General features: G+C 72.2%; 18 protein-coding genes and 8 pseudogenes. 8 read left to right on the forward strand and 18 right to left on the reverse strand.

Going from position 1 to position 23911, the window contains the following annotated elements; all coding sequences use genetic code 11:
* Positions 1-3 precede the first annotated feature (3 nt).
* The 4 genes and pseudogenes from ACQ86J_RS09675 to ACQ86J_RS09690 all read right to left on the reverse strand — a co-directional run bounded on the left by ACQ86J_RS09675 (position 4) and on the right by ACQ86J_RS09690 (position 2547).
* On the reverse strand, positions 4-378 hold the full coding sequence (locus ACQ86J_RS09675; RefSeq protein WP_431270940.1) for a CsbD family protein: 375 nt from the start codon (positions 376-378) through the stop codon (positions 4-6).
* Positions 379-391: 13 nt separating this feature from the next.
* Positions 392-1689, reverse strand: a pseudogene (locus ACQ86J_RS09680) (aspartate aminotransferase family protein).
* Positions 1690-1719: 30 nt separating this feature from the next.
* The gene (locus ACQ86J_RS09685; protein ID WP_431270941.1) at positions 1720-1965 is read right to left on the reverse strand and encodes a hypothetical protein; all 246 of its coding nucleotides are present in this window, start codon (positions 1963-1965) and stop codon (positions 1720-1722) included.
* A 63-nt stretch (positions 1966-2028) separates the two neighbouring features.
* Positions 2029-2547: a MurR/RpiR family transcriptional regulator gene (locus tag ACQ86J_RS09690; RefSeq protein ID WP_431270942.1), complete on the reverse strand. Its 519-nt coding sequence runs from the start codon at positions 2545-2547 to the stop codon at positions 2029-2031.
* 114 nt (positions 2548-2661) lie between these two features.
* Between ACQ86J_RS09690 and ACQ86J_RS09695 the strand changes: the two genes are divergently transcribed.
* Positions 2662-3060 carry a cupin domain-containing protein gene (locus tag ACQ86J_RS09695; protein WP_431270943.1) on the forward strand — a complete coding sequence of 133 codons (399 nt, stop codon included), beginning with the start codon at positions 2662-2664 and terminating at the stop codon, positions 3058-3060.
* On the opposite strand, the gene ACQ86J_RS09700 is transcribed toward ACQ86J_RS09695, so the two are convergent.
* From ACQ86J_RS09700 to ACQ86J_RS09720, 5 genes are all read right to left on the reverse strand, one after another.
* On the reverse strand, positions 3047-3742 hold the full coding sequence (locus ACQ86J_RS09700) for a glutathione S-transferase family protein (RefSeq protein ID WP_431270944.1): 696 nt from the start codon (positions 3740-3742) through the stop codon (positions 3047-3049). The two genes, ACQ86J_RS09695 and ACQ86J_RS09700, sit on opposite strands and share 14 nt — an antisense overlap.
* Entirely contained in the window at positions 3633-4253 is a 621-nt protein-coding gene (locus ACQ86J_RS09705) for a hypothetical protein (protein ID WP_431270945.1), read from the reverse strand. The genes ACQ86J_RS09700 and ACQ86J_RS09705 overlap by 110 nt, the downstream gene beginning before the upstream one ends.
* Positions 4210-4500 carry a DUF4336 domain-containing protein gene (locus ACQ86J_RS09710; RefSeq protein WP_431270946.1) on the reverse strand — a complete coding sequence of 97 codons (291 nt, stop codon included), beginning with the start codon at positions 4498-4500 and terminating at the stop codon, positions 4210-4212. The genes ACQ86J_RS09705 and ACQ86J_RS09710 overlap by 44 nt, the downstream gene beginning before the upstream one ends.
* 112 nt (positions 4501-4612) lie before the next feature.
* Positions 4613-6502, reverse strand: a complete 1890-nt coding sequence (gene rmuC / locus ACQ86J_RS09715) for a DNA recombination protein RmuC (protein ID WP_431270947.1) — start codon at positions 6500-6502, stop codon at positions 4613-4615.
* Positions 6489-6917: a hypothetical protein gene (locus tag ACQ86J_RS09720; protein WP_431270948.1), complete on the reverse strand. Its 429-nt coding sequence runs from the start codon at positions 6915-6917 to the stop codon at positions 6489-6491. Before ACQ86J_RS09720 ends, rmuC begins: the two co-directional genes overlap by 14 nt.
* Positions 6918-7004: 87 nt before the next feature.
* Here ACQ86J_RS09720 and ACQ86J_RS09725 point away from each other — a divergent pair.
* Positions 7005-7295, forward strand: a pseudogene (locus ACQ86J_RS09725) (RidA family protein); the annotation flags it as partial.
* A 249-nt stretch (positions 7296-7544) separates the two neighbouring features.
* On the opposite strand, the gene ACQ86J_RS09730 reads toward ACQ86J_RS09725, so the two are convergent.
* From ACQ86J_RS09730 to ACQ86J_RS09755, 6 genes and pseudogenes are all read right to left on the reverse strand, one after another.
* Complete coding sequence (locus tag ACQ86J_RS09730) at positions 7545-8153, reverse strand: carbonic anhydrase (RefSeq protein WP_431270949.1); 609 nt, start codon at positions 8151-8153, stop codon at positions 7545-7547.
* A 166-nt stretch (positions 8154-8319) separates the two neighbouring features.
* Positions 8320-9895: pseudogene (gene purH, locus ACQ86J_RS09735) on the reverse strand (bifunctional phosphoribosylaminoimidazolecarboxamide formyltransferase/IMP cyclohydrolase).
* Positions 9896-9966: 71 nt separating this feature from the next.
* A pseudogene (locus ACQ86J_RS09740) lies at positions 9967-10571 on the reverse strand (aldo/keto reductase); the annotation flags it as partial.
* Entirely contained in the window at positions 10463-10948 is a 486-nt protein-coding gene (locus ACQ86J_RS09745) for an aldo/keto reductase (protein ID WP_431270950.1), read from the reverse strand. The gene ACQ86J_RS09745 and the pseudogene ACQ86J_RS09740, both read right to left, overlap by 109 nt.
* A gap of 51 nt (positions 10949-10999) precedes the next feature.
* Positions 11000-11686 carry a carbohydrate porin gene (locus ACQ86J_RS09750; protein WP_431270951.1) on the reverse strand — a complete coding sequence of 229 codons (687 nt, stop codon included), beginning with the start codon at positions 11684-11686 and terminating at the stop codon, positions 11000-11002.
* Between the two features lie 95 nt (positions 11687-11781).
* A pseudogene (locus tag ACQ86J_RS09755) lies at positions 11782-12423 on the reverse strand (hypothetical protein); the annotation flags it as partial.
* Between the two features lie 394 nt (positions 12424-12817).
* Here ACQ86J_RS09755 and ACQ86J_RS09760 point away from each other — a divergent pair.
* Positions 12818-13891: a hypothetical protein gene (locus ACQ86J_RS09760; protein WP_431270952.1), complete on the forward strand. Its 1074-nt coding sequence runs from the start codon at positions 12818-12820 to the stop codon at positions 13889-13891.
* 146 nt (positions 13892-14037) lie between these two features.
* Positions 14038-15160 (forward strand): annotated as a pseudogene (locus ACQ86J_RS09765) (glycosyltransferase family 4 protein).
* Between the two features lie 15 nt (positions 15161-15175).
* Here ACQ86J_RS09765 and ACQ86J_RS09770 read toward each other — a convergent pair.
* The 3 genes from ACQ86J_RS09770 to ACQ86J_RS09780 all read right to left on the reverse strand — a co-directional run bounded on the left by ACQ86J_RS09770 (position 15176) and on the right by ACQ86J_RS09780 (position 18357).
* The gene (locus tag ACQ86J_RS09770) at positions 15176-15979 is read right to left on the reverse strand and encodes a heparinase II/III domain-containing protein (RefSeq protein ID WP_431270953.1); all 804 of its coding nucleotides are present in this window, start codon (positions 15977-15979) and stop codon (positions 15176-15178) included.
* Positions 15980-16845: 866 nt separating this feature from the next.
* The gene (rpe, locus tag ACQ86J_RS09775; protein ID WP_431270954.1) at positions 16846-17550 is read right to left on the reverse strand and encodes a ribulose-phosphate 3-epimerase; all 705 of its coding nucleotides are present in this window, start codon (positions 17548-17550) and stop codon (positions 16846-16848) included.
* 84 nt (positions 17551-17634) lie between these two features.
* On the reverse strand, positions 17635-18357 hold the full coding sequence (locus tag ACQ86J_RS09780) for a GntR family transcriptional regulator (RefSeq protein ID WP_431270955.1): 723 nt from the start codon (positions 18355-18357) through the stop codon (positions 17635-17637).
* A 120-nt stretch (positions 18358-18477) separates the two neighbouring features.
* On the opposite strand from ACQ86J_RS09780, the gene ACQ86J_RS09785 reads away from it, so the two are divergent.
* The 4 genes and pseudogenes from ACQ86J_RS09785 (at position 18478) to ACQ86J_RS09800 (ending at position 23906) form a co-directional block, all read left to right on the forward strand.
* Positions 18478-19446 (forward strand): Bug family tripartite tricarboxylate transporter substrate binding protein, encoded by a 969-nt coding sequence (locus ACQ86J_RS09785; RefSeq protein WP_431270956.1) that lies wholly within the window; start codon positions 18478-18480, stop codon positions 19444-19446.
* A 94-nt stretch (positions 19447-19540) separates the two neighbouring features.
* Positions 19541-20236: pseudogene (locus ACQ86J_RS09790) on the forward strand (NAD(P)-dependent oxidoreductase); the annotation flags it as partial.
* 182 nt (positions 20237-20418) lie between these two features.
* Positions 20419-22177 (forward strand): annotated as a pseudogene (gene araD / locus ACQ86J_RS09795) (L-arabinonate dehydratase); the annotation flags it as partial.
* A gap of 4 nt (positions 22178-22181) precedes the next feature.
* On the forward strand, positions 22182-23906 hold the full coding sequence (locus ACQ86J_RS09800; protein ID WP_431270957.1) for a tripartite tricarboxylate transporter substrate-binding protein: 1725 nt from the start codon (positions 22182-22184) through the stop codon (positions 23904-23906).
* Positions 23907-23911: the final 5 nt, after the last annotated feature.

The following is a 23911-nucleotide window of genomic DNA, read 5'->3' on the forward strand; positions in this document are numbered from 1 at the left end:
AAATCAGGTCCGGTCCGGGTCCACGGCGTCCCGTGCCGCATCCTTCGCACCACCGGCGGCGTTCTGCACCTTGCCGGCGGCCTTGTCGGCCTTGCCTTCGGCCTGGAGCTTGGTGTCGCCGGTGACCTTGCCGGCCATATCCTTCACGGCACCCTTGACCTGCTTCGCGGCGCCTTCGATGCGATCCTTGTCCATGACTGGCTCTCCATTGGCCATCGCGTAACTGCGACGGCTTCCGGGGCCGAAACGCGGGATCGCAGCGGAAGGTTGCGCGGCCAGCGCCGAAAGCGAACGATAGCGTACAAAGCCCGCCCGGGGTCCAGCGCCGCCTCCGGCACCGCCGGCCGGCCGCCGCACGCTCGCGCTCGGCTCCAGCACTTGTTCCTCTCCTTCAGCCGCAACTTGCCAGCGCAGCGTCCACGGCCGCGCCGAAGCGGTCGACGATCATCTCCACCTGCTCCGGCGCGACGATGTAGGGCGGCGCCAGGATGGCATGGTCGCCGCGCGTGCCGTCTATCGTCCCGCCCATCGGGTAGCAGGCAAGGCCGCGGTCGAAGGCTTCCCGCTTCACCCGCTCGTTCAGCTTGAGCGCGGGGTCGAAGGCCTGCTTCGTCGCGCGGTCGGTGACCAGCTCGATCGCCCAGAACAGGCCGCGGCCGCGGATGTCGCCGACATGGCGGTGGTTGCCGAAGCGCTCGACCAGGCGCTGTTCCAGCAGCGCACCCATGGCGCGGACATTGTCCAGCAGCTTGTCCTCGGCGATCACCTGCTGCACCGCGACCGCGGCGGCGCAGGCGACCGGATGCGCCTGGTAGGTATGGCCATGCATGAAGGCGCCGCTGCCGGCGGCGAGTCCCTCGATCACCCGGCCATGCACCAGGATGCCGCCGATCGGCTGGTAGCCGGCGCCGAGCCCTTGGCGACGATCTGGATGTCGGGCGTGACGCCCTCCTGCTCCCAGGCATGCAGGGTGCCGGTGCGGCCCATGCCGCTCATCACCTCATCCAGGATCAGCAGCGCGCCGTGCCGGTCGCGAGACTCCCGCACCCCTTCGAAATAGCCGGGCAGCGCCGTGGCGCAGCCGAGCGTCGCGCCGACCACCGGCTCGGCGATGAAGCCGATGACGGTATCGGGGCCGAGGCGCTGGAACTCCGCCTCCAGCTCGGCCACCAGCCGCGCGACGTATTGCGCGTCGCTCCCCTCCGCGCCGCGGTCGCGGTAGGCATAGCAGGGCGAGACATGGCTGAAGGCGGGTGAGAGCAGCGGCGCATAAGGCGCCCGGCGCATCGCGTTGCCGCTGGCCGAGAGCGCCCCGAGCGTATTGCCGTGGTAGCTCTGCCGCCGGGCGATGAAGCGGCTGCGCTGCGGTTGGCCGACTTCCAGGAAATACTGCCGCGCCAGCTTGATCGCGGCCTCGTTCGCTTCCGAGCCGGAGGAGCAGAACCAGGCATGCGTCAGCCCGCCCGGCGCATGGCCGACCATGATCTCGGCCAGACGCTCCGCGCTCTCGCAGGAGAAGAGCGCGGTATGCGCGTAGGTCAGCCGGTCGAGCTGCGCCTTGATCGCCGCGATCACCCGCGGCTCGCCATGGCCGAGGCAGGCGACCGCGGCGCCGCCCGAGCCGTCGATGACCTGGTGGCCGTCGCGGTCATACAGGTAGATCCCCTCCCCGCACGGCGATGGGCGGATCCTGGCGCAGGCTGCGGTGGACGAGGTGGCTCATGCTTCCTCCGGGTCGGGCAGGTAGGCGGCAAGGGATGCGAGGCGGGCCTCGCTCGCCTCCAGCCGGGCGCGCGCCGCGGCGCCGCCCAGGGCGAAGACGGCGGTGGCCAGCGCCTGGGCCAGTGCGGCCGCGGCGGCGAGGCTCGGGAAGAAGGCCGGCGTCGCGGTGGCGAAGCGCAACAGGTGGCCGGCGCCGGCGGCGATAGGCGCGGCGGCGCTGTCGGCCAGCACCACGGTGGACAAGCCCGCCTCCCCGCGCCGCCGCCATGGCGGCCAGGCTGTCGCGCGAATAGGGCGCGAAGCCGGTCAGCACCAAGGCCTCCCCGCCTGCATGGCGCCGAGCTCGAGGTCGAGCGGCGCGCCCTCGACCAGCGCAGTCTCCGGGCGGAACAGCCGGAGCTGGTAGTGCAGCAGCAGCGCCACCGCGCGGCAGGACCGGAAGCCGGCGACATGGATGCGCGGCGCGGCGTGCAGCGCGGCGGCCGCGGCCTCCAGCGCGCCATCGGGGATGGCGGCCAGCGCCTCGACATTCAGCGCCTCGGCGGCGCGGATCGCGGCGAGGCCGCCGGCGGCGGGCGCCCGGCTGGAATAGGGCGCGGGGCGGCGCTGCTCCTCGATCGCCGCGGCGCGCAGCGCGTCCCAGCCCGGGAAGCCCAGCGCCTGCGCCAATCGGGTGAAGGTGGCGGGGGAGGCGCCGGCCTCGGCCGCGAGCGTGCGCATGGATCGCGTCGCGGCCTCGAAGGGTCGCTCGGCGATGTGCCGACCGGCGGCCGCGAGCTGCGGCGGCAGATGGGGCAGCGCGGTGCGGAGCCGGTCGGCGAGCATGGAACGAGCGTTTCATGCAGCCCGCCCCGATGCAACGGATGTTTCTTCCCGAGTGGCGAGGGACCCGCCGGCAGCGCCGGGGCATTCATTCCCTGCCTGTCCGGAGCCTCCGCCATGCGCCCGCTGCTCGCCGTGCTCCTATCGCTCGCCGCCACGCCGCTGGCGGCGCAGGACGCTTCCCTCGCCCGGCCAAACCTGCTGCTGCGGGAGGTCGTCACCGGCACGCCGCGCGGCGAGCGGCAGGAGGTGCAGGTGCTGACCGCCAGCTTCCGCCCGGGCGACCGCACGGTCTTCCACACCCATCGCCACCCGGTGACGGTCTACGTCCTGGAAGGCGCCTTCACGCTGGAAATGGAGGGGCGCGCGCCCGCGGTGGTCCGCGCCGGGGAGGCGCTGGTGGAGCCGCCCGGCGTCCGGATGACCGGCTTCAACCGCACCGAAGGGCCGCTGCGGGTCGTCATCGTCTATGTGTCAGAGCCGGGCACGCCCTTCCTCGACCCTATCCACCCGTGACCAGGCCGTGCATCGCCCGGCAATGGGCGACGAGGTTCGGCCGGGACATCAGGTGGCGCTTCAGCGGCGTGTCGATCTCGAAGAGCAGGATGTTGGCGAGAAAGCCGTAGAGCCCCGCATCGGTGCTGCAGGGCTGCGGGCCGAACAGGAAGCCCTTCTCCGGCACCAGATGCGACAGGACCTCAAGGTCGGCGATGCCGCGCGCGAAGGCTTCGTCCGGCGCCAGGCGGCCGATGCCCTGGGCGTGGTAGCGGGTGAAGTTATAGGCCCGCGCCGTCTCCAGCGCCTGCGGCGCGACGGGCGGATGGAAGCGCAGGAAGGCGTCGCGGAAGGCGGGCCAGAAGCGGTCGTCCCGCCAGCGCGAATAGGACATGACCCAGTAGAGGTCATCCAGCATCCGCCGCAGCAGGTGGTCGGTGTCGCGCTGCGCCGGGGTCAGCGCAGCGTCGATGGGCAGGCCGTGCCGGGCGATCAGGTGGGCGATGATGGCGTCGCTGTCGCCGATGATGCGGCCGTCGTCGTCGATATAGGGCAACTGGCCATGCGGCGCCCGGCTGGCATCCATCACATGCTCATGCCGGAAGGGCACCCGGCAGAGCTTCAGGAAGGCGAAGACCTTCAGCCCATAGGGGTTGTTGTCGGCGAGGCCGAACATCTCCGGCCAGGAGAACAGCGTGAGCATGGCGCAGGATGCGGCGCGCCCGCGGGCCATCGCGAACTGATCCCGCGGCGCGGCTGCCGCAGGCGTGATCCGGCAGCGCCCGCGCTATCCCGAGCAGCCAGGCGAAGGCGCGGCGCAGCCGGGCGGCGCCATCGGACTCGAACCAGGCGCCATGGGCGAAGATCACCCGCATCGGGTCCCGTGCCAGCAGATGGCGCACCGCCTCGCGGTTGTGGTCGCGGTGGCGCGCCAGGACCAGGCGGACATGCCGCGGCGTGCCACCCGCGGGGCCGGCTGCGCCCAGCGCCCGCACCAGCAGCCCCATGGGCAGCGGCAGCCGGGCCGGCTCCAACGCCTGGACCGTGTCGCACAGCACCAGCGTGCGGCTGGCGGCATGGTGGAAGGCGATCTCGACGAAGCCGGCGCCGACCAGCGTCTCCTGCGCGATCTGGCCGGCCCAGTCGGCCGGCGGCTCCGGCCCCAGCGCGTCATGCGCGCGCAGCGCGGTGCCCTGGTCCCGCGCCCGCTCCACCACCCCATGCGGCGCCCAGAGCCGCGCCCTCCGGGAAAGCCGCCTGCCAGGCCTGCAGGTGCATCCAATGCGCGGTGCCCGGGGAGACCAGGTGGCGGATCGGACCGAGCGCGGTCAGCGCCGCCGCCAGGGCCGGGGAGAAGCGGGTCGGCGAATGCAGCCAGAGCCCGCCATCCTCCAGCCGCAGCACCGCCATCCGCACCGGGATGGGCAGGCCGAGCACCCGCTGCGGGCCGCTATCCACCACCCAGACGCCCCTCGGTGACGGGCTTCGGGGGTATCGAGCGGGGGATAGGTGACGTCCTGCGGCATGGCGGATGGAACATGGGGGCGGCGGCCGGCGTTCCCAGCGCCCCGCATCAGGGCGCCGTCAGCACCCCGACCGTGGCGCCCGCCATGCAGCAGGCGATGCTGGCCGCGACCAGGCTCTTCAGCCCCAGCCCGGTGATTTCCGCCCGCCGCTCCGGGCAGAGCGCCGACATCCCCGTCACCATGATCCCGACCGAGGCGAAGTTGGTGAAGCCGCAGAGCGCATAGGTGAGGATGACGCGGGAGCGTTCCGCCAGCCCTGCCCCGCCGCTGGCAGCCAGTTGCAGGTAGCTGACGAACTCGTTCACCACGACCTTGACGCCGAGGCTTTCGGCAACCGTCGCGCATTCCGCCGCCGGGATGCCCATGGCCCAGGCCAGCGGCCAGAAGGCGAAGCCGGCGAGCCGTTGCAGGGTCAGGCCGGTCAGCGGCTCCAGCGCCATGTTCAGCAGTGCCACCAGCGCCACGAAGACGATCAGCGAGGCCATGATGCCGAGCAGCAGGGTCAGCCCGTCCGCGGTGCCGCGCACCAGCGCATCCATGGTGCCATCGTAGAGCCGCGGCATCGGCCCCTCCGCGCCGACCGCGGCGGGCTCGCTCTCCGGCAGCATCAGCAGCCCGGCAAGGATGGAAGCGGGCGCGGCGATCAGGCTGGCGGTCAGCAGCTGCCCGGCGGCATCCGGCACCACCGGCGCGATCATGGTCGCATAGACCACCAGCATGTTGCCGCTGATGGTGGCGAGGCCCGCGACCATCGAGACGAAGAGCTCCGCCCGGGTCAGCGTGGCGAGCCAGGGCCGGATCAGCAGCGGCGCCTCGACCATGCCGACGAAGACATTGGCGGCGACCGAGAGGTTGCAGGCGCCGGATAGGCCGAACAGCCGCTTGAGGCCGGCGGCCAGCGCATCCACCACCAGCGGCAGGATGCGCCAGTGGTACAGCACGGCGGAGAGCGCGCCGACCAGCAGCACCAGCGGCAGCGCCTGGAAGAACAGGATGAAGCTGCCGCCTGGCGCCAGCTCGGCGAAGGGCAGCGGCCCGCCGCCGAGATAGCCGAAGACCAGCGTGGTGCCGGCCCGCGTCGCCCGCGCCAGCGCGTCCACCGCATCGCCCAGCGCGGCGAAGCCGGCGCGCAGCGGCGGGATGTGCAGCAGGGCGCCGGCGATGACCAGCTGGCTCAGCAGCCCCGCCGCCACCACCCGCGGCCGCACGCCGCGGCGGCAGCCGCCGCAGACCCAGGCCAGCAGGCAGAGCAAGGGCAGGCCGAGCGCCGCCTGGAGCTGCAGTCCGCTCATCTCTGCGGCGCGGGCGGCGGCGGGCGGGTCCATCTCCACCGCCTCGATCCGGGCGCCTGCGGCGGTGATCTTCTGCGCCGTGGTCTCGATCTGCTGCAAATCCACCTGCATCTCCGCGAAATGCCGCTTGAGGCTGGCAACCCGGCGGTCGAGCCGCTCGGTCTCCTCGGCCAGCTTCGCTACCTCCCGGCGCAATTGCTGGGCCTCCGCCCGCAGCCGCACGTCACGCATCAGCGCCCGCATGGCGCCGAGCACCGCCCAGAGCGTGCCGGGGGAGACGAGATAGACCCCGCGCCGCCCCGCCTCGGCCACCAGCGTGCCGAACAGCGCGTGCAGGTCGGCATGCAAGGCTTCCGAGGGCAGGAAGATCAGCGCGCCCTCCGCGGTCTCCCCGGGGCAGATATACTTGCGGGGCGACATCCTCGACATGCTTGCGGATATCGGCGGCCATGCGGCGCTCGGCCGCGGCGCGGGCCGCCGCGTCCGGCGCGCGGCGCAGCGCCTGCCAGGCCTCGAGCGGGATTGGCTGTCGATGGCGATCGGGCCCGGCGGGAAGGGCAGCCGGATCAGCGCGTCGCAGCGGGTGCCGTTCGCCAGGCTGAACTGCCAGGCCCAGCCATCCGCCGGCAGCCTATCGGCCAGCATGTCGCGCAAGCTGCACCTCGCCGAAGGCGCCGCGCGCCTGCTTATTGCCGAGGATGGAGGCGAGGTTGGTCACCTGTCCCCCCAGCGCCTCGATATTCGCCCGCGCCGCGTCGATCACCGCCAGGCGTTCGTGGATGCGCCGGGCGCTGTCCTGGGTGCGGTCGGCGCTGTCGGCCAGCGCCCGGCCGAGGCGCTCGTTCTGCGCCGCGACGGCGGCGTCCAGCCAGGTCGGACAGCGCCTCCATCCGGTCGGCGAGCAGCAGCATGCCCTCGCCGCCCCCGCCGCGCGGGCGGAGGGCGAGCAGGATGGCGCCCACCAGCAGCGCGCCGGCGAGGGCGGCGGCCAGCGGCACCAGCAGCGGCAAGAGCCAGTCAGGCAAGGCGGTCCCCCGAGTCGCGGGCCAGACTCTCGCATTGCGCGAAGGCCAGGGGCCAGTCCCGTGACGCTGGACCGCGCCGAAGCGGGCATGGGAGGCTTCCCCGGCCAGCGAGGGAGCGCGCCATGAAGGAGATCATCGAGGTTCCGGTCATCTCGGAGACAATCCGGAAGACCGGCGTGCCGCCCTCGCCGGTGGTGCGGGCGAACGGCTTCGTCTTCGTCTCCGGCCTGCCGGGGATCGACCTGACGACGGGCCGGATCGTCCAGGGCGGGATCGAGGCGCAGACCGAGGCCTCGCTCGCCGCGGTGAGGCACGCGCTGGAGGCGGCGGGATCCTCGCTCGAGAAGGTGGTGAAGGTGACGATCTATGCCAGCAACAGCGCCTGGTTTGCGAAGATCAATGCGATCTATGCGCGGTACTTCGGCGGGAAGGCGCCGCCGGCGCGGACCTTCGTCGCGGTCGGGTCCTGGCCGTTGAATTCGACATCGAGATCGAGTGCATCGCGCTGGCCTGACGGCCCGAAGGCCGGGGAGAAGGTGTTCTCGCCGGACCCCTCATCTATTTCTGTGAGTCTGGCAGTCGCCGCGTGTCGGCAGCCGACCCACAAAAGGGAAGGGTGGGGTTTGGGGAGGGAATACCTTTTTCCCTTCCCAATCTTCACCTCAGGGCGGCGCGAAGCTCCCATCCGGCTGCAGCAGCACCAGCCGCCCGGTCGCCACGCCGAAATGCGCGCCGCGCAGCACCAGCCTCCCCGCCGCGACCGCCTCGGCCACGAAGGGGAAGGTCATCAGGTTGGCCAGCGAGATGCGCACCGCCTCATGCTCACCCGCCTCCTGCCGCGCTTCCGGCGCGTCGCAGCGCAGCGCCACGTCGCGGGCGCGGGCGGCGATGCTGATCCAGCCGGCGACGAAATCCCGGGCCTCCGGCGGCGTGCCTTGCAGCAGGGCGGTGACGCCGCCGCAGAGCGCATGGCCCATCACCACCAGCTCCTCGACTCCCAGGACCCGCACGGCGAATTCCACCGCCGCGCTGGTGCCGTGGAAGGCGGCATCCGGCATGTAGGGCGGCACCAGGTTGGCGACGTTGCGGACCACGAAGAGCTCGCCAGGCCCGGCAGAGAAGATCATCTGCGGATCGACCCGGCTGTCGGAACAGGCGATCACCATGGTCCGCGGCCGCTGGCCCTGCGCCGCCAGTTCCTCGAACCGGGCCCGCTCGCGTGGCCAGGTCTCGGCGCGGAAGCGGCGATAGCCGTCGATCAGTCGTTCCATGGTGCGGCCCCGGATCCCGGCTGCATCGGCAGCGGCTTGCATGCGAAGGTGAACGCGGCACCGCCGCGGTTCGTTCTCGGCGGAGCAGATCGACGCATCCGGGCGCATGCCCGCTTGCGCTCCGTCCTGACCGAGGCCGCCCCGGCCGTGCCGGGGCGATCCCGGGCTAGTGGCGGAAGTGCCGCATGCCGGTGAAGACCATCGCCAGCCCGGCCGCATCGGCGGCGGCGATCACCTCGGCATCGCGGATCGACCCGCCCGGCTGGATCACCGCCGTGACGCCCGCCGCCGCGGCCGTTTCCAGCCCATCGGCAAAGGGAAAGAAGGCATCGGAGGCGACGACGCTGCCCTTGGCCAGCGGCTCAGGCAGCCCGGCAGCCTTGGCCGCGGCCTCCGACTTCCAGGCGGCGATGCGGCTGCTCTCCACCCGGTTCATCTGCCCGGCGCCGATGCCGACGGTGGCGAGCCCCTTGGCGTAGATGATGGCGTTGGACTTGACGTGCTTGCAGACGCGGAAGGCGAAGATCAGGTCCTCAAGCTCCTGCGCCGTGGGCGCGCGCCGGGTCACCACCTTCAGCCCCTCGGCGCTGACCCGGCCGGCATCGCGCGACTGCGCCAGGAAGCCGCCGGCCACGCTCTTGAAGGTCAGGCCCGGTGCCGCCGGGTCGGGCATCCCGCCGGTCAGCAGCAGGCGAAGGTTCTTCTTGCGGGCGAAGACCGCCTTCGCGCCCTCGTCCGCATCGGGCGCCACCACGACTTCGGTGAAGATCGCGGCGATCTTCTCGGCCGCGGCAGCGTCGAGCGTGCGGTTGGCGGCGACGATGCCGCCGAAGGCCGAGACCGGGTCGCAGAGCAGCGCGCGGTCCCAGGCCGCGGCCAGGCTGTCGTCCACCGCGACGCCGCAGGGATTGGCGTGCTTGACGATGACGATGGCCGGGCGGTCGAATTCCGCGACGCATTCATAGGCCGCGTCGGTGTCGTTCAGGTTGTTATAGGACAGCTCCTTGCCCTGCACCTGGGTCGCCGTGGCAATGCCGGCGCGCCGGGTGCCGTCCAGGTAGAAGCCGGCCTGCTGGTGCGGGTTCTCGCCGTAGCGCAGCGTCTGCTTCAGGATGCCGGCGAAGGCCAGGCGGGGCGGGAACTCCTCGCCGAGCTGCTGCGCGAACCAGCCGCTGATGGCGGCGTCGTAGGCCGCGGTGCGTGCATAGGCGGCGGCAGCCAGCGCCTTCCGCGTCGCCAGCGTCGTGCCGCCCTGCGCCTCGATCTCGGCCTGCACCTGGGCGAGCTGCGCGGGTTCCGTCAGCACCACGACATGCGCGTGGTTCTTGGCCGCGCTGCGGATCATCGCCGGGCCGCCGATATCGATGTTCTCGATGCAGTCGTCGAATTCGGCGCCCTTCGCCACGGTCGCCTCGAAGGGGTAGAGATTCACCGCCACCAGGTCGATCGGGGCGATGCCGTGCGCGGCCATCTGCGCCTGGTGGTCGGCCAGGTCGCGCCGGCCGAGCAGCCCGCCATGCACCTGCGGCACCAGGGTCTTCACCCGCCCGTCGAGGATTTCCGGGAAGCCGGTGTGCTCGGAGACATCCTTCACCGCGATGCCGGCGTCGCGCAGCGCCTTGGCGGTGCCACCGGTCGAGGGATCTCCGCCCCCCGTCCCGCCAGGAAGCGGGCGAATCCACCAGGCCGGTCTTGTCGGAAACGGAGAGCAGGGCGCGGCGGACGGGAACGGGATCGGTCATGGGCGGAAACTCCGGATTGGGGCGCGGCATACCCCCCGTCCGGCCCTGGGGGCAACCTCCGCATGGCTGCGTCAGGGGGTGGGGGCGTCCTCCGGCAGCAGGCTCTCCGCCTTCAGCGCCTGCCAGAAGTCGGCTGGGATCGGCGTCCGCATCAGCGCGGCATTCTGCCGCACCCGCGCCGCGCCCTTGGCACCGGGGATGACGGAGGCCACCACCGGATGCGCGGCGCAGGATCGCAGCGCCGCGGCGCGGATATCGACCGCGTGCCGGCCGCAGACCGCTGCCACCCGGTCGCGCGCCATGACCTCGGCCGGCGCCGCCACGGCGTAGTTGAAGGTCTTGCCACCGGCGAGCAGGCCGGAATTGAAGGGCCCTCCCACCACCACATGCACGCCCCGCGCGGCGCAGGCCGGGAACAGCGCCTCCAGCGCCGCATGGTCGATCAGGCTGTAGCGGCCGGCCAGCAGGAAGACATCCGGGTCGGCCCGGTCGAGCGCCCTGAGGCAGGGCTCGGTGAGGTTGACGCCGAGGCCCCAGGCTTTGATCACCCCTCCTCCCGCAGCCGGGTCAGCGCCCGTGCCGCGCCATCCATCGCCTGGTCGAACAGGCCCTCCCAGGCCGGGCCATGGGTGTCCTCGGCGATGTCGTGGATATAGGCGATGTCGATGTGCGAGAGGCCAAGCCGCTGCAGGCTGTCCTCGATCGAGCGCCGGGTACCGTCGGCCGAGTAGTCGTAGACCGGGCGGAAGGGCAGCGCGTCGACGAAGACCTGCACGCTGCGCGGGCCTCCCGGTCGGGCACCTGCAGCCGGCCGACCTTGGTCGAGAGCACGAACTCGTCCCGCGGCCGCTGCCGCAGCACATGGCCGAAGCGGTGCTCGGACAGGCCGGCGCCGTAATGCGGCGCGGTGTCGTAGTAGCGGATGCCGCTGTCCCAGGCGGCCTGCATGGCGGCCTCGGCGGTCGCCTCGTCGATCGCGGTGAACATGTTGCCGAGCGGCGCGCCGCCGAAGCCGAGCGGGCCCGGCGGGGCGAAATGGACGGTGTCGGGCATCGCGAGAAGCCTTGAGGGTCCGCAGCGCAACGCCGGGTGGCCGCCCGCGGTTCAGAAGGCGGTCCGCAGCCGGAGGCCGAGCACCGCCACCGGGCCGCGATCGGCATTGTAGGCCGGGTTGCCGAAGACCTGCAGGTCGGCGGTGAGGTCGGTGCCCGGCGCGGCGCGCCAGCGGTAATAGGCCTCGGCCGCCAATTCGGTCCGGTAGGCCAGCCGGCCGTCGCCGGTGATGAAGCCGATGCCGCCGGCCTCGAGGAAGCGCCGGTGGCTCGGCGACAAGCCGCCGATATTGCCGGCGAGCCCCACCGTGTCCCCCGCCCGGCCCCAGCGCTGGCCGGTCCAGGACAGGCCGGCGGAGAGCGCCCAGTCCATCTCGGTATACATCCAGTTCTGCGTGCGACCGTCGTTCCATGACGCCCGGGCGAAGGCGCCGAGGTCGTCGCGCAGCTCCTGCTCCCAGTTCAGGACCACCATGTGCTTGAGGGTCGAGGCGCCGGTCGGGCTGACCTCGGTCGCGATGATGTCGCCTTCGACCAGCGCGTCCCAGCGCTGCGCCCGGGTGCGCGACAGGCCGAGCAGCAGGCGCAGCGCGCCGGGCCGGCCGCCGAGCGCGTAGAAGCGGTCGGCCTGGGCCAGCAGCTGAAAGCCGCGCAGCGGCTGCGGGTCGAGGGAGAGCGAGTTGATCCGCTTGGCCACCTGGAAGGCGCCGCCGCGCAGCCCCAGCCTCCGTCGTCCCACTCGACCGCCACGCCGTTGGTGAAGCCCTTCGCGTCGTTGGCGAAGTCGAAGGCGCCGGCCGAGGCGAAGGCCCAGTTGAGGAATTGCGTGCGAGGGTCGTGCGCGTAGCGGTTGTCGTCGAAGACGTCGAAGACCGGGAATTTGCCGGCGGTGATGGTGATCCGCTCCCGCGGCTGCAGCCCGGCGAAGCGCAGCGGGTCGTGCTCCGGGGCTTCCCGCTCGCCGGACAGCGCGATGGTCTGCCGCAGGAAGGCGCGCGCGACATAGAGAGTCGGGCTGTCGCTGCCGATGCGGAAGGCCTCCCCGTTCGGGAAGGCGGCCAGGCCGCGGGTGCCGGACAGGCCGTAACCGCGGGAGACCTGCGGGTCGAGGATGGCCTCCGCCCCTCCCACAGCCGCCGCCCGACGACAATGTCGAGCGAGAGGGTGTTCCGCCCCTGGTCGCCGGCGCCGAGGCTGTTCTCGCCGCGATAGGGCGCGCGGAAGGCCGGGTGGGATTGCTGCACGAAGGTGGACTGGCCGCGGATCATCCAGCCCGCCGCCTCCAGCGCCTGCTGCCGCGCCGCCAGGTCGGGGAAGATCGCTGCCTCCGCTGCCTCCGCTGCCTCCGCCGCGGCCGAGCCCGGCGGCGCCGCCACGCCGAGACTGCCGCCATGCTGCGCCGGGGCGGGAGCGGCGACGAGCGAGGCGAGCATACCGGCGATGGCTGCAGACCTGTTCATATGAAGAGGTCGACATAGATTAGCCAATACTTTCAGGCACATAAGCTGGATTAGCGACGCCTCCGGGACAAAGCAACGGCGCTCCGGCAGCGCCGCCCAGGGCCTCTCGCTTCAAGGGCGGACCGACATGCGGTTGATAGATTCCTGCGAACGCGGCATGTAGCCCGCCTGGCGCAGTCACCGGTCCGACACGGGCTCGGGCAGGTCGAGGCAGATTCGGATGGCAGGCCTCGTTGGCGCAGTCCTCATGGCCATGCGCAACGGCGCCCGGTGGCTGCCCGAATGGCCGGCCATCATGCGCGACAGCTCAGGCCTGCCGCTCTCGCCGCCCTGGCGCGACGACGGGGCCGCAGCGTGACGGCACCACCCATTCCTATGCGCTCACGCCGCTCAGCCCGGAGGATCCGGGCTTGCGGCGCGCCATCCACGGCTACAGCACGGCCGGCACCTGGCGGCGGCTGGCCTTCCGGGCCGGGCAGGTGGGGCTCGAGATCGCCGCCGCCCTGCCGCGCGACCTGCGCCGCGCCCTGGCCGGCGGCGCGCCGCCGCTGCTGCGGCTGGAGCCGGGGTGCGACCCGCGGCCGGATGCCGCTTCCGTCGCGCTCTACGTCCACTACGCCGCCTCCGGCCAGGTCTCGGAGATGGTGCGGCGGCAGCTCGCCGGCCTCGCCGCGGCCGGCTTCGCCATCGTCTTCATCAGCATGGCCGAGCGGCTGCCGGAGCCCGACTGGCAGGTGGCGCGGCAGCATTGCGCGCTGGTCGCGCAGCGGCACACTCTCGGCCGCGACTTCGGCGCCTGGCAGGACCTGGCCGCCGAGGCCCGGCGGCGCTGGCCCGGCGCGACCGAGCTGCTGCTGGCCAACGACAGCGTGCTCGGCCCGATCCTGCCGCTGCCGCCGGTGCTCAGCGCGCTGCGCGCGGGCGGCGCGGGGCTGTTCGGCCTGACCGAGAGCATCCAGGGCGGGCCGCACCTGCAGAGCTACTTCCTGCTGGCGCGCGGCGCCGCCGCCACCGCCGACCTGTTCGGCTTCCTGGCGGCCATGCGGATGAGCCATTCGAAGTGGCTGGTGGTGCAGCGCGGCGAGCTGCGCCTGGCGCGCTGGATGCGCGGCCGCGGCCACCAGGTGGCGGCGCTGTTCGGCTACCACCGGCTGGTCGCCGCGGCCCTCGGCGTGGCGGAGGAGCGGGCGCGGCTGGCAGCCTCCCACCCGCCGCTGCGCGCGCTCGAGGCGCTGCCGCCAGCGGCGCGCGAGGCGCTTCTTCTGTCGCAGCCGCTGAACCCGACGCATCATTTCTGGCACGCCCTGGTGCGGCAGCTGGGCTTCCCCTTCCTGAAGACCGAGCTGGTGCGCCGCAACCCTGGCCGGCTGCCCGGGATCGAGGGCTGGCGGGCCCTCGTGCCAGCCGCGGCGCCCTGCCCGGTGCCGGTGATCGAGGCGCATCTGCAGGTCATGGATCGGCCGGCTGCCGGCGACGGTCGCTGACCCTGCACGCCCGCCGGCGAGCCGCCACGGGAATGCCGCGACCGCGCCGGGCGCCCTCCCTTCGCTGGGACTGGCATGATGCGGTATGGCTGCGGCGACAGCACCGCCCCGGGACCTGGCGGCAGGGCACGGCACGAGGCAGCAGGATGAAAGTCGCTCAGGTCATCAACGTCGATTTCGCCCTGCGCCATTTCCTCCTGCCGCTGATGCGCGGGGCGCGGGAACGTGGGCATGAGGTGGTCGGGCTCTGCGCCGAGGGCCCGCTGCTCGACCTGCCGCGGGCCGAGGGATTCCGGATCATCCCGGTGCCGATGGCGCGGTCGCTCAACCCGGTCGCGCAATACCGCGCCTTCCGCGCCCTGCTCCGCATCTTCCGCACCGAGGGTTTCGACCTGGTGCAGGGCCACATGCCGATCAGCGGCGTGCTGGCGCGGCTGGCGGCGCGGGCGGCCCGCCGGCACGGCCGGCCGCGCATCGCCTATACCTGCCACGGCTTCCTGTTCAACCAGCCAGGCCCCTGGCGGCGGCGCGCGCTGTCCTTCGCCCTGGAATTTGCCGCCGGGCGGATCACCGACACCTACCTGACCGTCAGCGCGGAGGAGGCCGCGGATGCCCGGCGCCTGCGCATCCACCCGCGGCCGGTGGCGGTCGGCAATGGCCGCGACCCCGCGATCTTCCGGCCCGACCCGGTCGCCCGCATGGCGCTGCGGGCCGAGCTTCGGCGCCAGGGAGGATGATTGCGTCATCATCGCCGTCTCCCGCCTGGTGCGGCACAAGGGCTATCCGGAACTTCTGGCCGCGCTCCGCGCCCTGCCGCCGCATTGCGTGCTGTGGGTCGTCGGCGACCGCCTGCCGAGCGACCATGGCGAGGACATGGAGCCGCTGCTCGCCGCCGCGGCGGCCGCGCTCGGCCCGCGCTTCCGGCGCCTCGGCTATCGCACCGACGTGCCGCGGCTGCTGGCGGCGGCGGATGTCTTCGCCCTGCCCTCGCATTTCGAGGGCCTGCCGATGTCCGTGATCGAGGCCATGCTCTGCGGTCTGCCTGTGGTGGCGACCGATATCCGCGGCCCGCGCGAGATGGTGCTGGACGGCGAGACCGGCCTGCTGGTGCCGCCCGGGACGGTGGACCCGCTGGCCGCGGCGCTGCAGGCGCTGGCCGGCGACCCCGGCCGCCGCGCCCGCCTGGGCGAGGCCGGCCGGCAAAGGGCGCTGGCGCATTACACCGAGCGGAAGGTGGTGGACCGGACGCTGGACCTGCTGGGCCTGTAGGCGAAGCGCGGGGCGCTACCCCTCGGCCGCCTCGCCGCCCGCCTGCACCCGGCCGATCGCCCATTGCACCGTATTGGCGCCCGGCTCGGCGGTCAGCACGATCTGGCTGGTCCGGCGCGGCTCGCCGCCACCAAGGTACAGGCTTTCCTCCACCGCGACCTTGGCGCCCTTGGCGCGCAGGCGCCAGAACTGGTTCGACGGCAGCTTCAGCAGCACCGCCTGTTCGTCGATCTGCGGCGTCGCGATCACCGCCGGATGCAGGTGGAAGCGCAGCAGGAAGCCGGGCACCGGCGCGCCCGGCTCGGCCATCTCGATCAGGTCCTCGCCGCGCAGGTCGTCGCCGTTGCGGTCGATGTAGAGCCGCCGGCGGTGCTGCGCGCCGAAGGGCTTGCGCCAGCCGTCATGCACGGCGTCCAGCCATTGCGCGCCATCAGCCTCCTGCCGGTCGGCCTCGACCCGCTCGGGACGGCGGCCCAGACCCTCCTCCTTCAGCTCGGCGCTGTTGGTATCGGCCAGCACCAGGGTGGAGTGGGCCGCGGTGGCGCGCAGCGCGTCGCGCCAGTCGGCCTCGGCCGCCGGCGCCGCGCCGCAATTGACGATCAACCGGTCGCGGCCGACCGACATCTCGAAGCTCAGCGTCCCGGCATGGGCGAAGCGGTCGGCACCGCGCGGCAGGCCGGTGGTGCTGTCCCGCGCCCGCAGCGGAGGTGGCGCCCCGGCATCGGCGATGATCAGGGTGCGGCCGGCCTGCAGCCGGTGGAAGCCGCTCTCCTCCAGCAGCAGCGGGGCGCGGCCGCGCGCCTGGCCCTGGGTGAGCACGAGATCGACGAGGCCCGCCCCGTCCTCCCGCGTGCCGTTGAACTGGGCGAGGCCGCCATCGCCATGGCGGAACAGGCGCAGCGCCTGGCCGGCGCGCTTCCAGCACCGTCGCCAGCAGCGGCGGTGGGTTCAGCCCGGCACCGTGCAGCAGGTTGCGGATCTCGATCAGGTCCTGCAGCGCAAGCAGGAGCTGCTGCGGAGACCGCTCGACATGCCCGCCATCGGGGTGGAATTGCCGCTCCAGCTCGCCCGGCAGGAAGCGGAGCGCCCGGGTCATCCAGGCCTCCTCCTCCAGCGCCACGGCGGCGGCGATGGCGCCCTTCAGGGTGACCAGGGCGCCGCGATGCATGGCTTCCGCCGGCAGGGTGCCGACCACGCCGCGGGCATCCTGGGCGAGACGGACCAGCAGCTTCTTGCGGAACCCGTCCTCGGCCGTGGCCGCCAGGAAGTCCCAATGGCCGAGCCAGGCGGAGACGCGGGCGGCAGCGACCTCGGGCGCCTGGGCGAGGGTCTCGGCGGCGCCGCGCTCCAGCCAGTCCTCGGCCAGGTCGCGGGCGCGCATCCGCGCGGTATCGGTGCCCAAGGCCCGAAGGTCGCGCAGCCAGGCGAAGCCGTGCGCCGCGGCGCGCCAGGTGACCGGGCCGGCGGTCTCCTCCCAGCCCTCGCCGCCCGGCTCCAGCCGGCGGGTGGTGCCCAGCACCTCGAATCTCGGCGCGCAGCAGCCGGGCGCCGCGGCCGGCATCGCCGGGCCAGAGGTCGCGGAAGGACCGCGCCGGCGCATCCGGCACCTTCACCGGCTTGAGACCGGCGATGAAGCGGCGGGTGCCGCGGATCAGTTCACGCATCGGCCCGCCCCGCCGGCCGCATCAGGCCGTTTCCTTGGTTGCGGCCGGCGCCGCCTGGCCCTTGATCGAAGCAATCGCCTGCGCATAGTCCGGCGCGCCGAACACCGCGGTGCCGGCGACCAGCACGTCGGCCCCGGCCTCGATGCAGCGCGGGGCGGTTCTGGCGGTGACGCCGCCATCGACCTGCAGCGCGATCGGCTGCCCGCCCTGGGCGACATGCGCGTCGATCATCTGCCGCAGGATGGCGATCTTGCCGAGCTGTCCTTCGAGGAAGGACTGCCCGCCGAAGCCCGGATTGACCGACATGACGAGGATGAGGTCGCAGAGCTTGAGCACGTTCTCGACTGAGGAGACCGGCGTCGCCGGGTTCAGCACCACGCCGGCCTGCTTGCCGAGGCCCCGGATGGTCTGCAGCGTGCGGTGCAGGTGCGGCCCGGCTTCCGGATGCACGCTGATCAGGTCGGCCCCGGCCTCGGCGAAGGCCTGCAGGTAGGGATCGGCCGGGGCGATCATCAGGTGAACGTCGAAGGGGATGCTGGCGTGCTTGCGCAGCGCCTTCACGATGACCGGGCCGAAACTGATATTCGGCACGAAATGCCCGTCCATGATGTCGAGATGCAGCCAGTCGGCACCGGCGGCGGCGACGGCGCGCGTCTCCTCGCCCAGCCGGGCGAAATCGGCGGCGAGGAGCGATGGGGCGACTCGGACGGGACGGGGCGGCATCATGCAAGGTTCTAGCGGCCGGGCCGGAAGCGGGGCAAGGCGGCGCAGACCGGCAATGACGCGGCGGTGATGCCGGACGCGTGAGGCTCAGAAGAACGAAGGGTGCGCCGCGCGGATGCGGTCCAGCTCCGTGAAGGTATGCGACAGGTGGCGCCGCAGCTCGCGCTCGGCCGCCTCCGGTGCGCAGGCGATGATCGCCTCGGCGACCGCCCCGTGCTCGGCGATGATCCGCGCGGCCTTGCCCGGCGCCGGCAGGTGCATCCGCCGGAGCCGGTCGAGATGGCCGCTGCGGCTGCGGATCAGCTCGCGCAGCCCGGGCACGCCGGCCGCCTGATAGAGCAGGCCATGGAAGGCCTCGTCCGCCGTCGCCAGCCCGTCCTGGTCGCCCTGGGCGTGCAGCTCGGCCATCCGGGCGATTTCGCCGCGCAACCCGGCCGCCAGGACGGGGGTGGGGGATGCGGCCAGGCGGCGGACGATCTCCACCTCGACCGACAGTCGCAGGAAGCTCGCCTCCCGCGCGCTGGCCAGGTCGATCCGCGCCACCCGCGTCGCCGAATGCGGGACGACGTCGATAAGCCCTTCCTCCTGCAGGCGGATCAGCGCCTCCCGCACCGGGGTTTGGCTGACGCCGAGCCGGGCGGCGAGCTCGGCGCGGGAGAGGATGGTGCCCGGCGGCAGGGCCAGGGTGATCACCGCCTGGCGGAGCTGGTCATAGGCGATCTCGGCGGCCGAGCGGCGCGGCCCGAGCGGCCTCAGGGCCGAGACGCCGGCGGCATCGTTGGGCGCGAGGACGGAGTCGGGCGGCGTCATGCGATCCATCGGTAACAGGCCCGGGGGCGCAAGCCAATATCTTGGCAGGCCAGCCGCATCTGATATATGGGATCGCAGCTTCAAGCGTGCCGCCCATCTGCGGCAGGGAGGAAACCAGGAATGTCCCGCGTGACGCGTCGCCTTGCCGCCGCCGCCCTGCTGTCCCTCGCCGCGCTGCCCGCCCTGGCCCAGGCGCCGTGGCCGAACCAGCCGATCCGGCTGATCGTGCCCTTCTCGGCCGGCGTCTCGGACACCATCGCCCGCCTCGTCAGCACCGAGATGAGCAAGTCCATCGGCCAGCCGATCGTGGTCGAGAACCGCGCCGGCGCTGGCGGCAATATCGGCTCCGAGGCCTGCGCGCGGGCGACGCCGGATGGGCACACCTTCTGCCTCGGCACCATCAGCAGCCACGCCATCAACCCGGTGATCTACCCGAAGATGCCCTATGACGTGGCGCGCGACTTCGCCCCGGTGACGCAGCTGGCGTCCCAGCCCAATGCGCTGGCGGTGTCGAATGATTTCCCGGCCAAGGACATCCCGGAGCTGGTGGCCTTCCTCAAGAAGAAGCCGGGCGACACGCCCTTCGGCACCTCGGGCGTCGGCACCTCCACGCATTTGGCGGGGACGCTGTTCATGCAGCTGACGGGCACGCAGATCGAGCACGTGCCCTATCGCGGCAGCGGCCAGATCACCACGGCGATGCTGACCGGCGAGCTGCCGATGACCTTCGACAACCTCTCCTCGGTCCTGCCCTTCGCGCGCGAGGGCAAGCTGCGCATCCTCGGCGTCGGCAGCCTGCAGCGCAGCCCTGCGGCGCCCGAGATCCCGACCGTGGCGGAAAGCGTCCCGGGCTTCGAGAGCCTGTCCTGGCATGGCTTCTTCGCCCCGGCGAAGGTGCCGCCGGCGATCCTCGCCCGGCTGCATGACGAAGCGGTAGCGGCACTGAAGACCCCGCTGGTCGCGCAGCGCTTCCAGGAGCTGGGCATCACCCCGGTGGGCAATACCCAGGCCGAGTTCGGCGCCTTCGTCGCCGCCGAGAGCGCCCGCTGGGGCGAGGTCGCCCGCCGCGCCCATATCCGGCTGGACTGAGCGCATGGCCCGCATCCTGGTGGCGCGCCGCGTCCCCGAAGCCGTGGCCGCCCGTGCCGCCCGCGAGTTCGACGCGCTGCTGGCCGGGCACGACATGGACACCGCCGAAGCCGTCGCCGCGGCGCGGGAGCATGGCGCGGAAGGCATCCTGACCGGGCCGAAGGTCAGGCTCGCCGCCGCCGAGCTGCCGGCGCTGCCGCAGGGGCTGCGGATCATCGCCAATCCCTCGGCCGGCACCGACCACATGGACGTCGCCGCCGCGGTGGCGCACGGGCTGGTGGTGACCAACACCCCGGACGTGCTGACCGACTGCACGGCCGACCTCGCCATGCTGCTGATCCTCGGCGCCTGCCGCCGGGCATCCGAATACGACCGCATCATGCGGGCCGGCTGGACCGAGCGCTACGGCATGCCGGACCTGCTGGGCCTGCGCCCGAGCGGCCGGACGCTCGGCATCGTCGGGATGGGGCGGATCGGCCGCGCCGTGGCGCAGCGGGCGCGCGGCTTCGGGATGCGCGTGCTCTACCACAACCGCAGCCGCCTGCCGGCGGCGCTGGAAGCGGGAGCGGCGTATGTCGAGAGCCTCGAGGCGCTGCTGCCGCGCTGCGACATCGTCTCCCTGCACCTGCCGGGCGGCGCCGGCGCCGACGGCCTGATGGACCGCGCCGCCTTCGCCCGGATGAAGCCCGGCGCGGTCTTCGTCAACACCGCCCGCGGCAGCCTGGTGGAGGAGAACGCGCTGGTCGAGGCGCTGCAATCCGGCCACCTGTTTGCCGCCGGTCTCGATGTCTACCGGAAGGAACCCGGTGGCGACCCGCGCCTCGCCGCGCTGCCCAACGTCTTCCTGACCCTCGCATGTCGCCAGCGCCACCGTCGAGACGCGCGATGCGATGGGCATGCTGGCCCTCGACAACATCGCGCGCGGTGCTGGCCGGAAAGCCGGCGCTCACCCCCGTCATCGCATAAGAAGGGATCGTCCGTGACCCAGATGCCGCTCCCGCAAGCAGGCCGCCGACCTGCTGCTCCGCCCGCTGGTTCGGCCCGGCCGACCTGCGCAGCTTCGGCCATCGCAGCCGCGCCATGCAGATGGGCTATTCGCCGGAGGAATGGACCGGCAAGCCGGTCATCGCCATCGTCAATACCTGAGTCCGACCTGAACCCCTGCCACACCCACCTGCGGCAGCGGGCCGAGGACGTGAAGCGCGGCATCCTCATGGCGGGCGGCTTCCCGGTGGAACTGCCGGCGATCTCGGTCAGCGAAAGGCTACGTCAAGCCGACGACGATGATGTACCGCAACATGCTGGCGATGGAGACGGAGGAGCTGCTCCGCTCCCACCCCGTCGACGGCGCGGTGCTGATGGGCGGCTGCGACAAGACGACGCCGGGCCTGCTGCTGGGCGCGACCAGCATGAACATCCCGGCGATCTTCGTCCCCGCCGGGCCGATGCTGCGCGGCAATTGGGGCGGCAAGACGCTGGGCTCCGGGTCTGATTCCTGGAAGTACTGGGACGAGCTGCGCGCCGGGAAGATCACGCAGCAGGACTGGCTGGGCGTCGAGGCCGGCATCGCCCGCAGCCACGGCACCTGCATGACCATGGGTACCGCCAGCACGATGACGGCGATCGCCGAGGCCGTGGGCATGGTGCTGCCGGGCGGCTCCTCCGTTCCCGCCGCCGATGCCGGGCATATCCGGCTCTGTTCCGAAAGCGGCCGCCGCATCGTCGAGATGGTCTGGGAGGACCTGACGCCGCAGCGCATCCAGACCCGCCCGGCCTTCGAGAATGCGATCGCCGTCGCCATGGCGATGGGCTGCTCGACCAATGCCATCATCCACCTGATCGCCAGCTGGCGCGCCGCGCGGGCCAGGATATCGGGCTCGAGGATTTCGAACGCTTCAGCCGGCGCGTCCCCGTCATCGGCAATGTCCGCCCCTCGGGCGACAAGTACCTGATGGAGGACTTCTTCTATGCCGGCGGCATCAAGGCGCTGATGGGCAACATCACCGAGCACCTGCACCTCGACTGCGTCACCGTCACCGGCAAGACGCTCGGCGAGAACATCGAGGGCTCCGAAGGTCTACAACGACGACGTCATCCGCAGCACGGCGAACCCGATCTATGGCGAGGGGCTCGCTGGCGGTGCTGAAGGGCAACCTGGCGCCGGATGGCTGCGTCATCAAGCCGGCGGCGATGGACCAGAAGTTCCTGAAGCACAGCGGCCCGGCCGTCGTCTTCGACGACTATCCGAGCATGAAGAAGGCGGTGGACGACGAGAGCTACCCCTTCACCCCCGACAGCGTGCTGGTGCTGCGCAATGCCGGCCCGCAGGGCGGCCCGGGCATGCCGGAGTGGGGCATGCTGCCGATGCCGAAGAAGCTGCTGAAGATGGGCCTGCGCGACATGCTGCGGCTTTCGGACGCGCGGATGTCCGGCACCAGCTATGGCGCCTGCATCCTCCACGTGGCGCCCGGATCCTATATCGGCGGGCCACTGGCCCTGCTGCGGACCGGCGACATCGTGACGCTCGACGTCGATGCCCGCTCGATCCGCATGGAGGTCTCCGACGAGGAGCTGGCGCGCCGCCGCGCCGAGTGGGTGGCGCCGCCGCCGCGCTTCGAGCGCGGCTATGGCTGAGGCCTTCACCAAGCATATCGAGCAGGCCGACCAGGGCTGCGACTTCGACTTCCTGCGCACCGATTTCGGCGCGCCCGTCCCCGAGCCGGTGATCTACCGACATGACCCTTTCCGCCGAGACCCGCGCCAAGCTGACCAAGGTCAGCACAGCGACGCTTGCCACCGCGCTCTACAAGCGCGGCCTGCGCGGGCAGATGATCCAGGGCGCCCTGCCCCTGCACACGCCGAAGGAGAGCATGGTCGGGGAGGCCTACACGGTCCGCTACATCCCGGCGCGGGAGGACCTGAACACCCTGGCGGTCTTCCGTGATCCAACCCACCCGCAACGCGTCGCGATCGAGGAATGCCCCCCCCGGCGCGGTGCTGGTCTTCGACAGCCGCAAGGATGCCCGCGCCGCCTCGGCCGGCGCCATCCTGGTTGGCCGGCTGAAGATGCGCGGCGTCGCCGGCGTGGTGACGGATGGCGGCTTCCGCGACAGCGCGGAGATCGCCGCGCTCCGGCATCCCCGCCTTCCCATACCCGCCCCTCGGCGCCGACCAACCTGACGCTCAACCAGGCGATCGGCATCAACGAGCCGATCGCCTGCGGCGACGCGCCGGTCTTCCCAGGTGACGTGCTGGTCGGCGATTGCGACGGCGTCATCGTCATCCCTGCGGCGCTGGCGGACGAGATCGCCGCCGAGGCGACCGAGATGACGGCCTATGAGGACTTCGTCGCCGAGAAGGTGGCCGAGGGCCGCAGCATCCGTGGCCTCTACCCGGCGACGGACGAGGCGGAACCTTCTGAATATTGCCGAGTGGCGGAAGGCCAAGGGCCGCTGAGGCCAGGACGCCAGGAGGAAACAACCATGCATCGTCGCACCCTGCTGGGGGCCGGCGGCCTCCTCGCCATGCCCGCGCTGCGCGCGCGGGCCGAGGCGGAGGAATGGCCGGACAAGCCGGTCACCATCATCGTCCCCTTCGCCGCCGGCTCGTCCTCGGACATCATCGGCCGCTCGATCGCTCAATACTTGCAGCAGACCACCGGCAAGCCCTTCGTGGTCGAGAACCGGCCGGGCGCCACCGGCGAGGTCGGCGCGCGGCAGGTGATCCGCTCGGCGCCCGATGGCGCCACGCTGATGCATGCGCCGATCAGCACCTGGGCGATCAACGTCGCGCTGCGGCCGAACCTCGGCTACGACCCGGTGGCGCAACTGACCCGCATCACCCAGACGGTGCGGACGCCGAACATCCTGGTGGTGAACCCGCAGGCGGTGCCGGTCGAGGACCTCGCCGGCCTGGTCGGCTGGCTGAAGACGAACGCGAAGACCGCGGCCTATCCCAGCAGCGGCGTCGGCTCCTCCGACCACCTGACCGGCGAGATGTTCAAGCTGGCCACCTGCACCGGACATGGCCCATGTCCCTATTCCGGCGGCGGCCCGGCCACGACCAGCCTGATCGCCGGCACCACGCAGGTATCCTTCCAGAATCTCGGCGCGGTCATCCCGCATATCCGCGACGGGAGGCTGAAGGCCATCCTGACCACCGCCGAGGCTCGCAGCCCGGTGCTGCCCGATGTCCCGACCGCGATCGAGGCCGGCCTGAAGGATTTCGTCGTCTATTCCTGGCAGGGCTTCGGCGGCCCGCCCGGCATGGCGCCGGCGCTGCTGCAGCGCGTCCATGCGGCGGCGGTCGAGGCGCTGCGCAGCCCGCAGGTGGCGCCAAGGCTGACCGATCTCGGCTTCGACATCGTCGCCAACACGCCGAAGGAATTCGCCGCCTTCCAGCAGCAGGAGATCGCCCGCTGGACCCAGGTGGTGAAGGCCGGGAACATCACCCCGGACTAGCCATG

Origin of the sequence: Dankookia sp. P2 (assembly GCF_050632255.1) — a bacterium.
Lineage (GTDB): Bacteria > Pseudomonadota > Alphaproteobacteria > Acetobacterales > Acetobacteraceae > Paracraurococcus.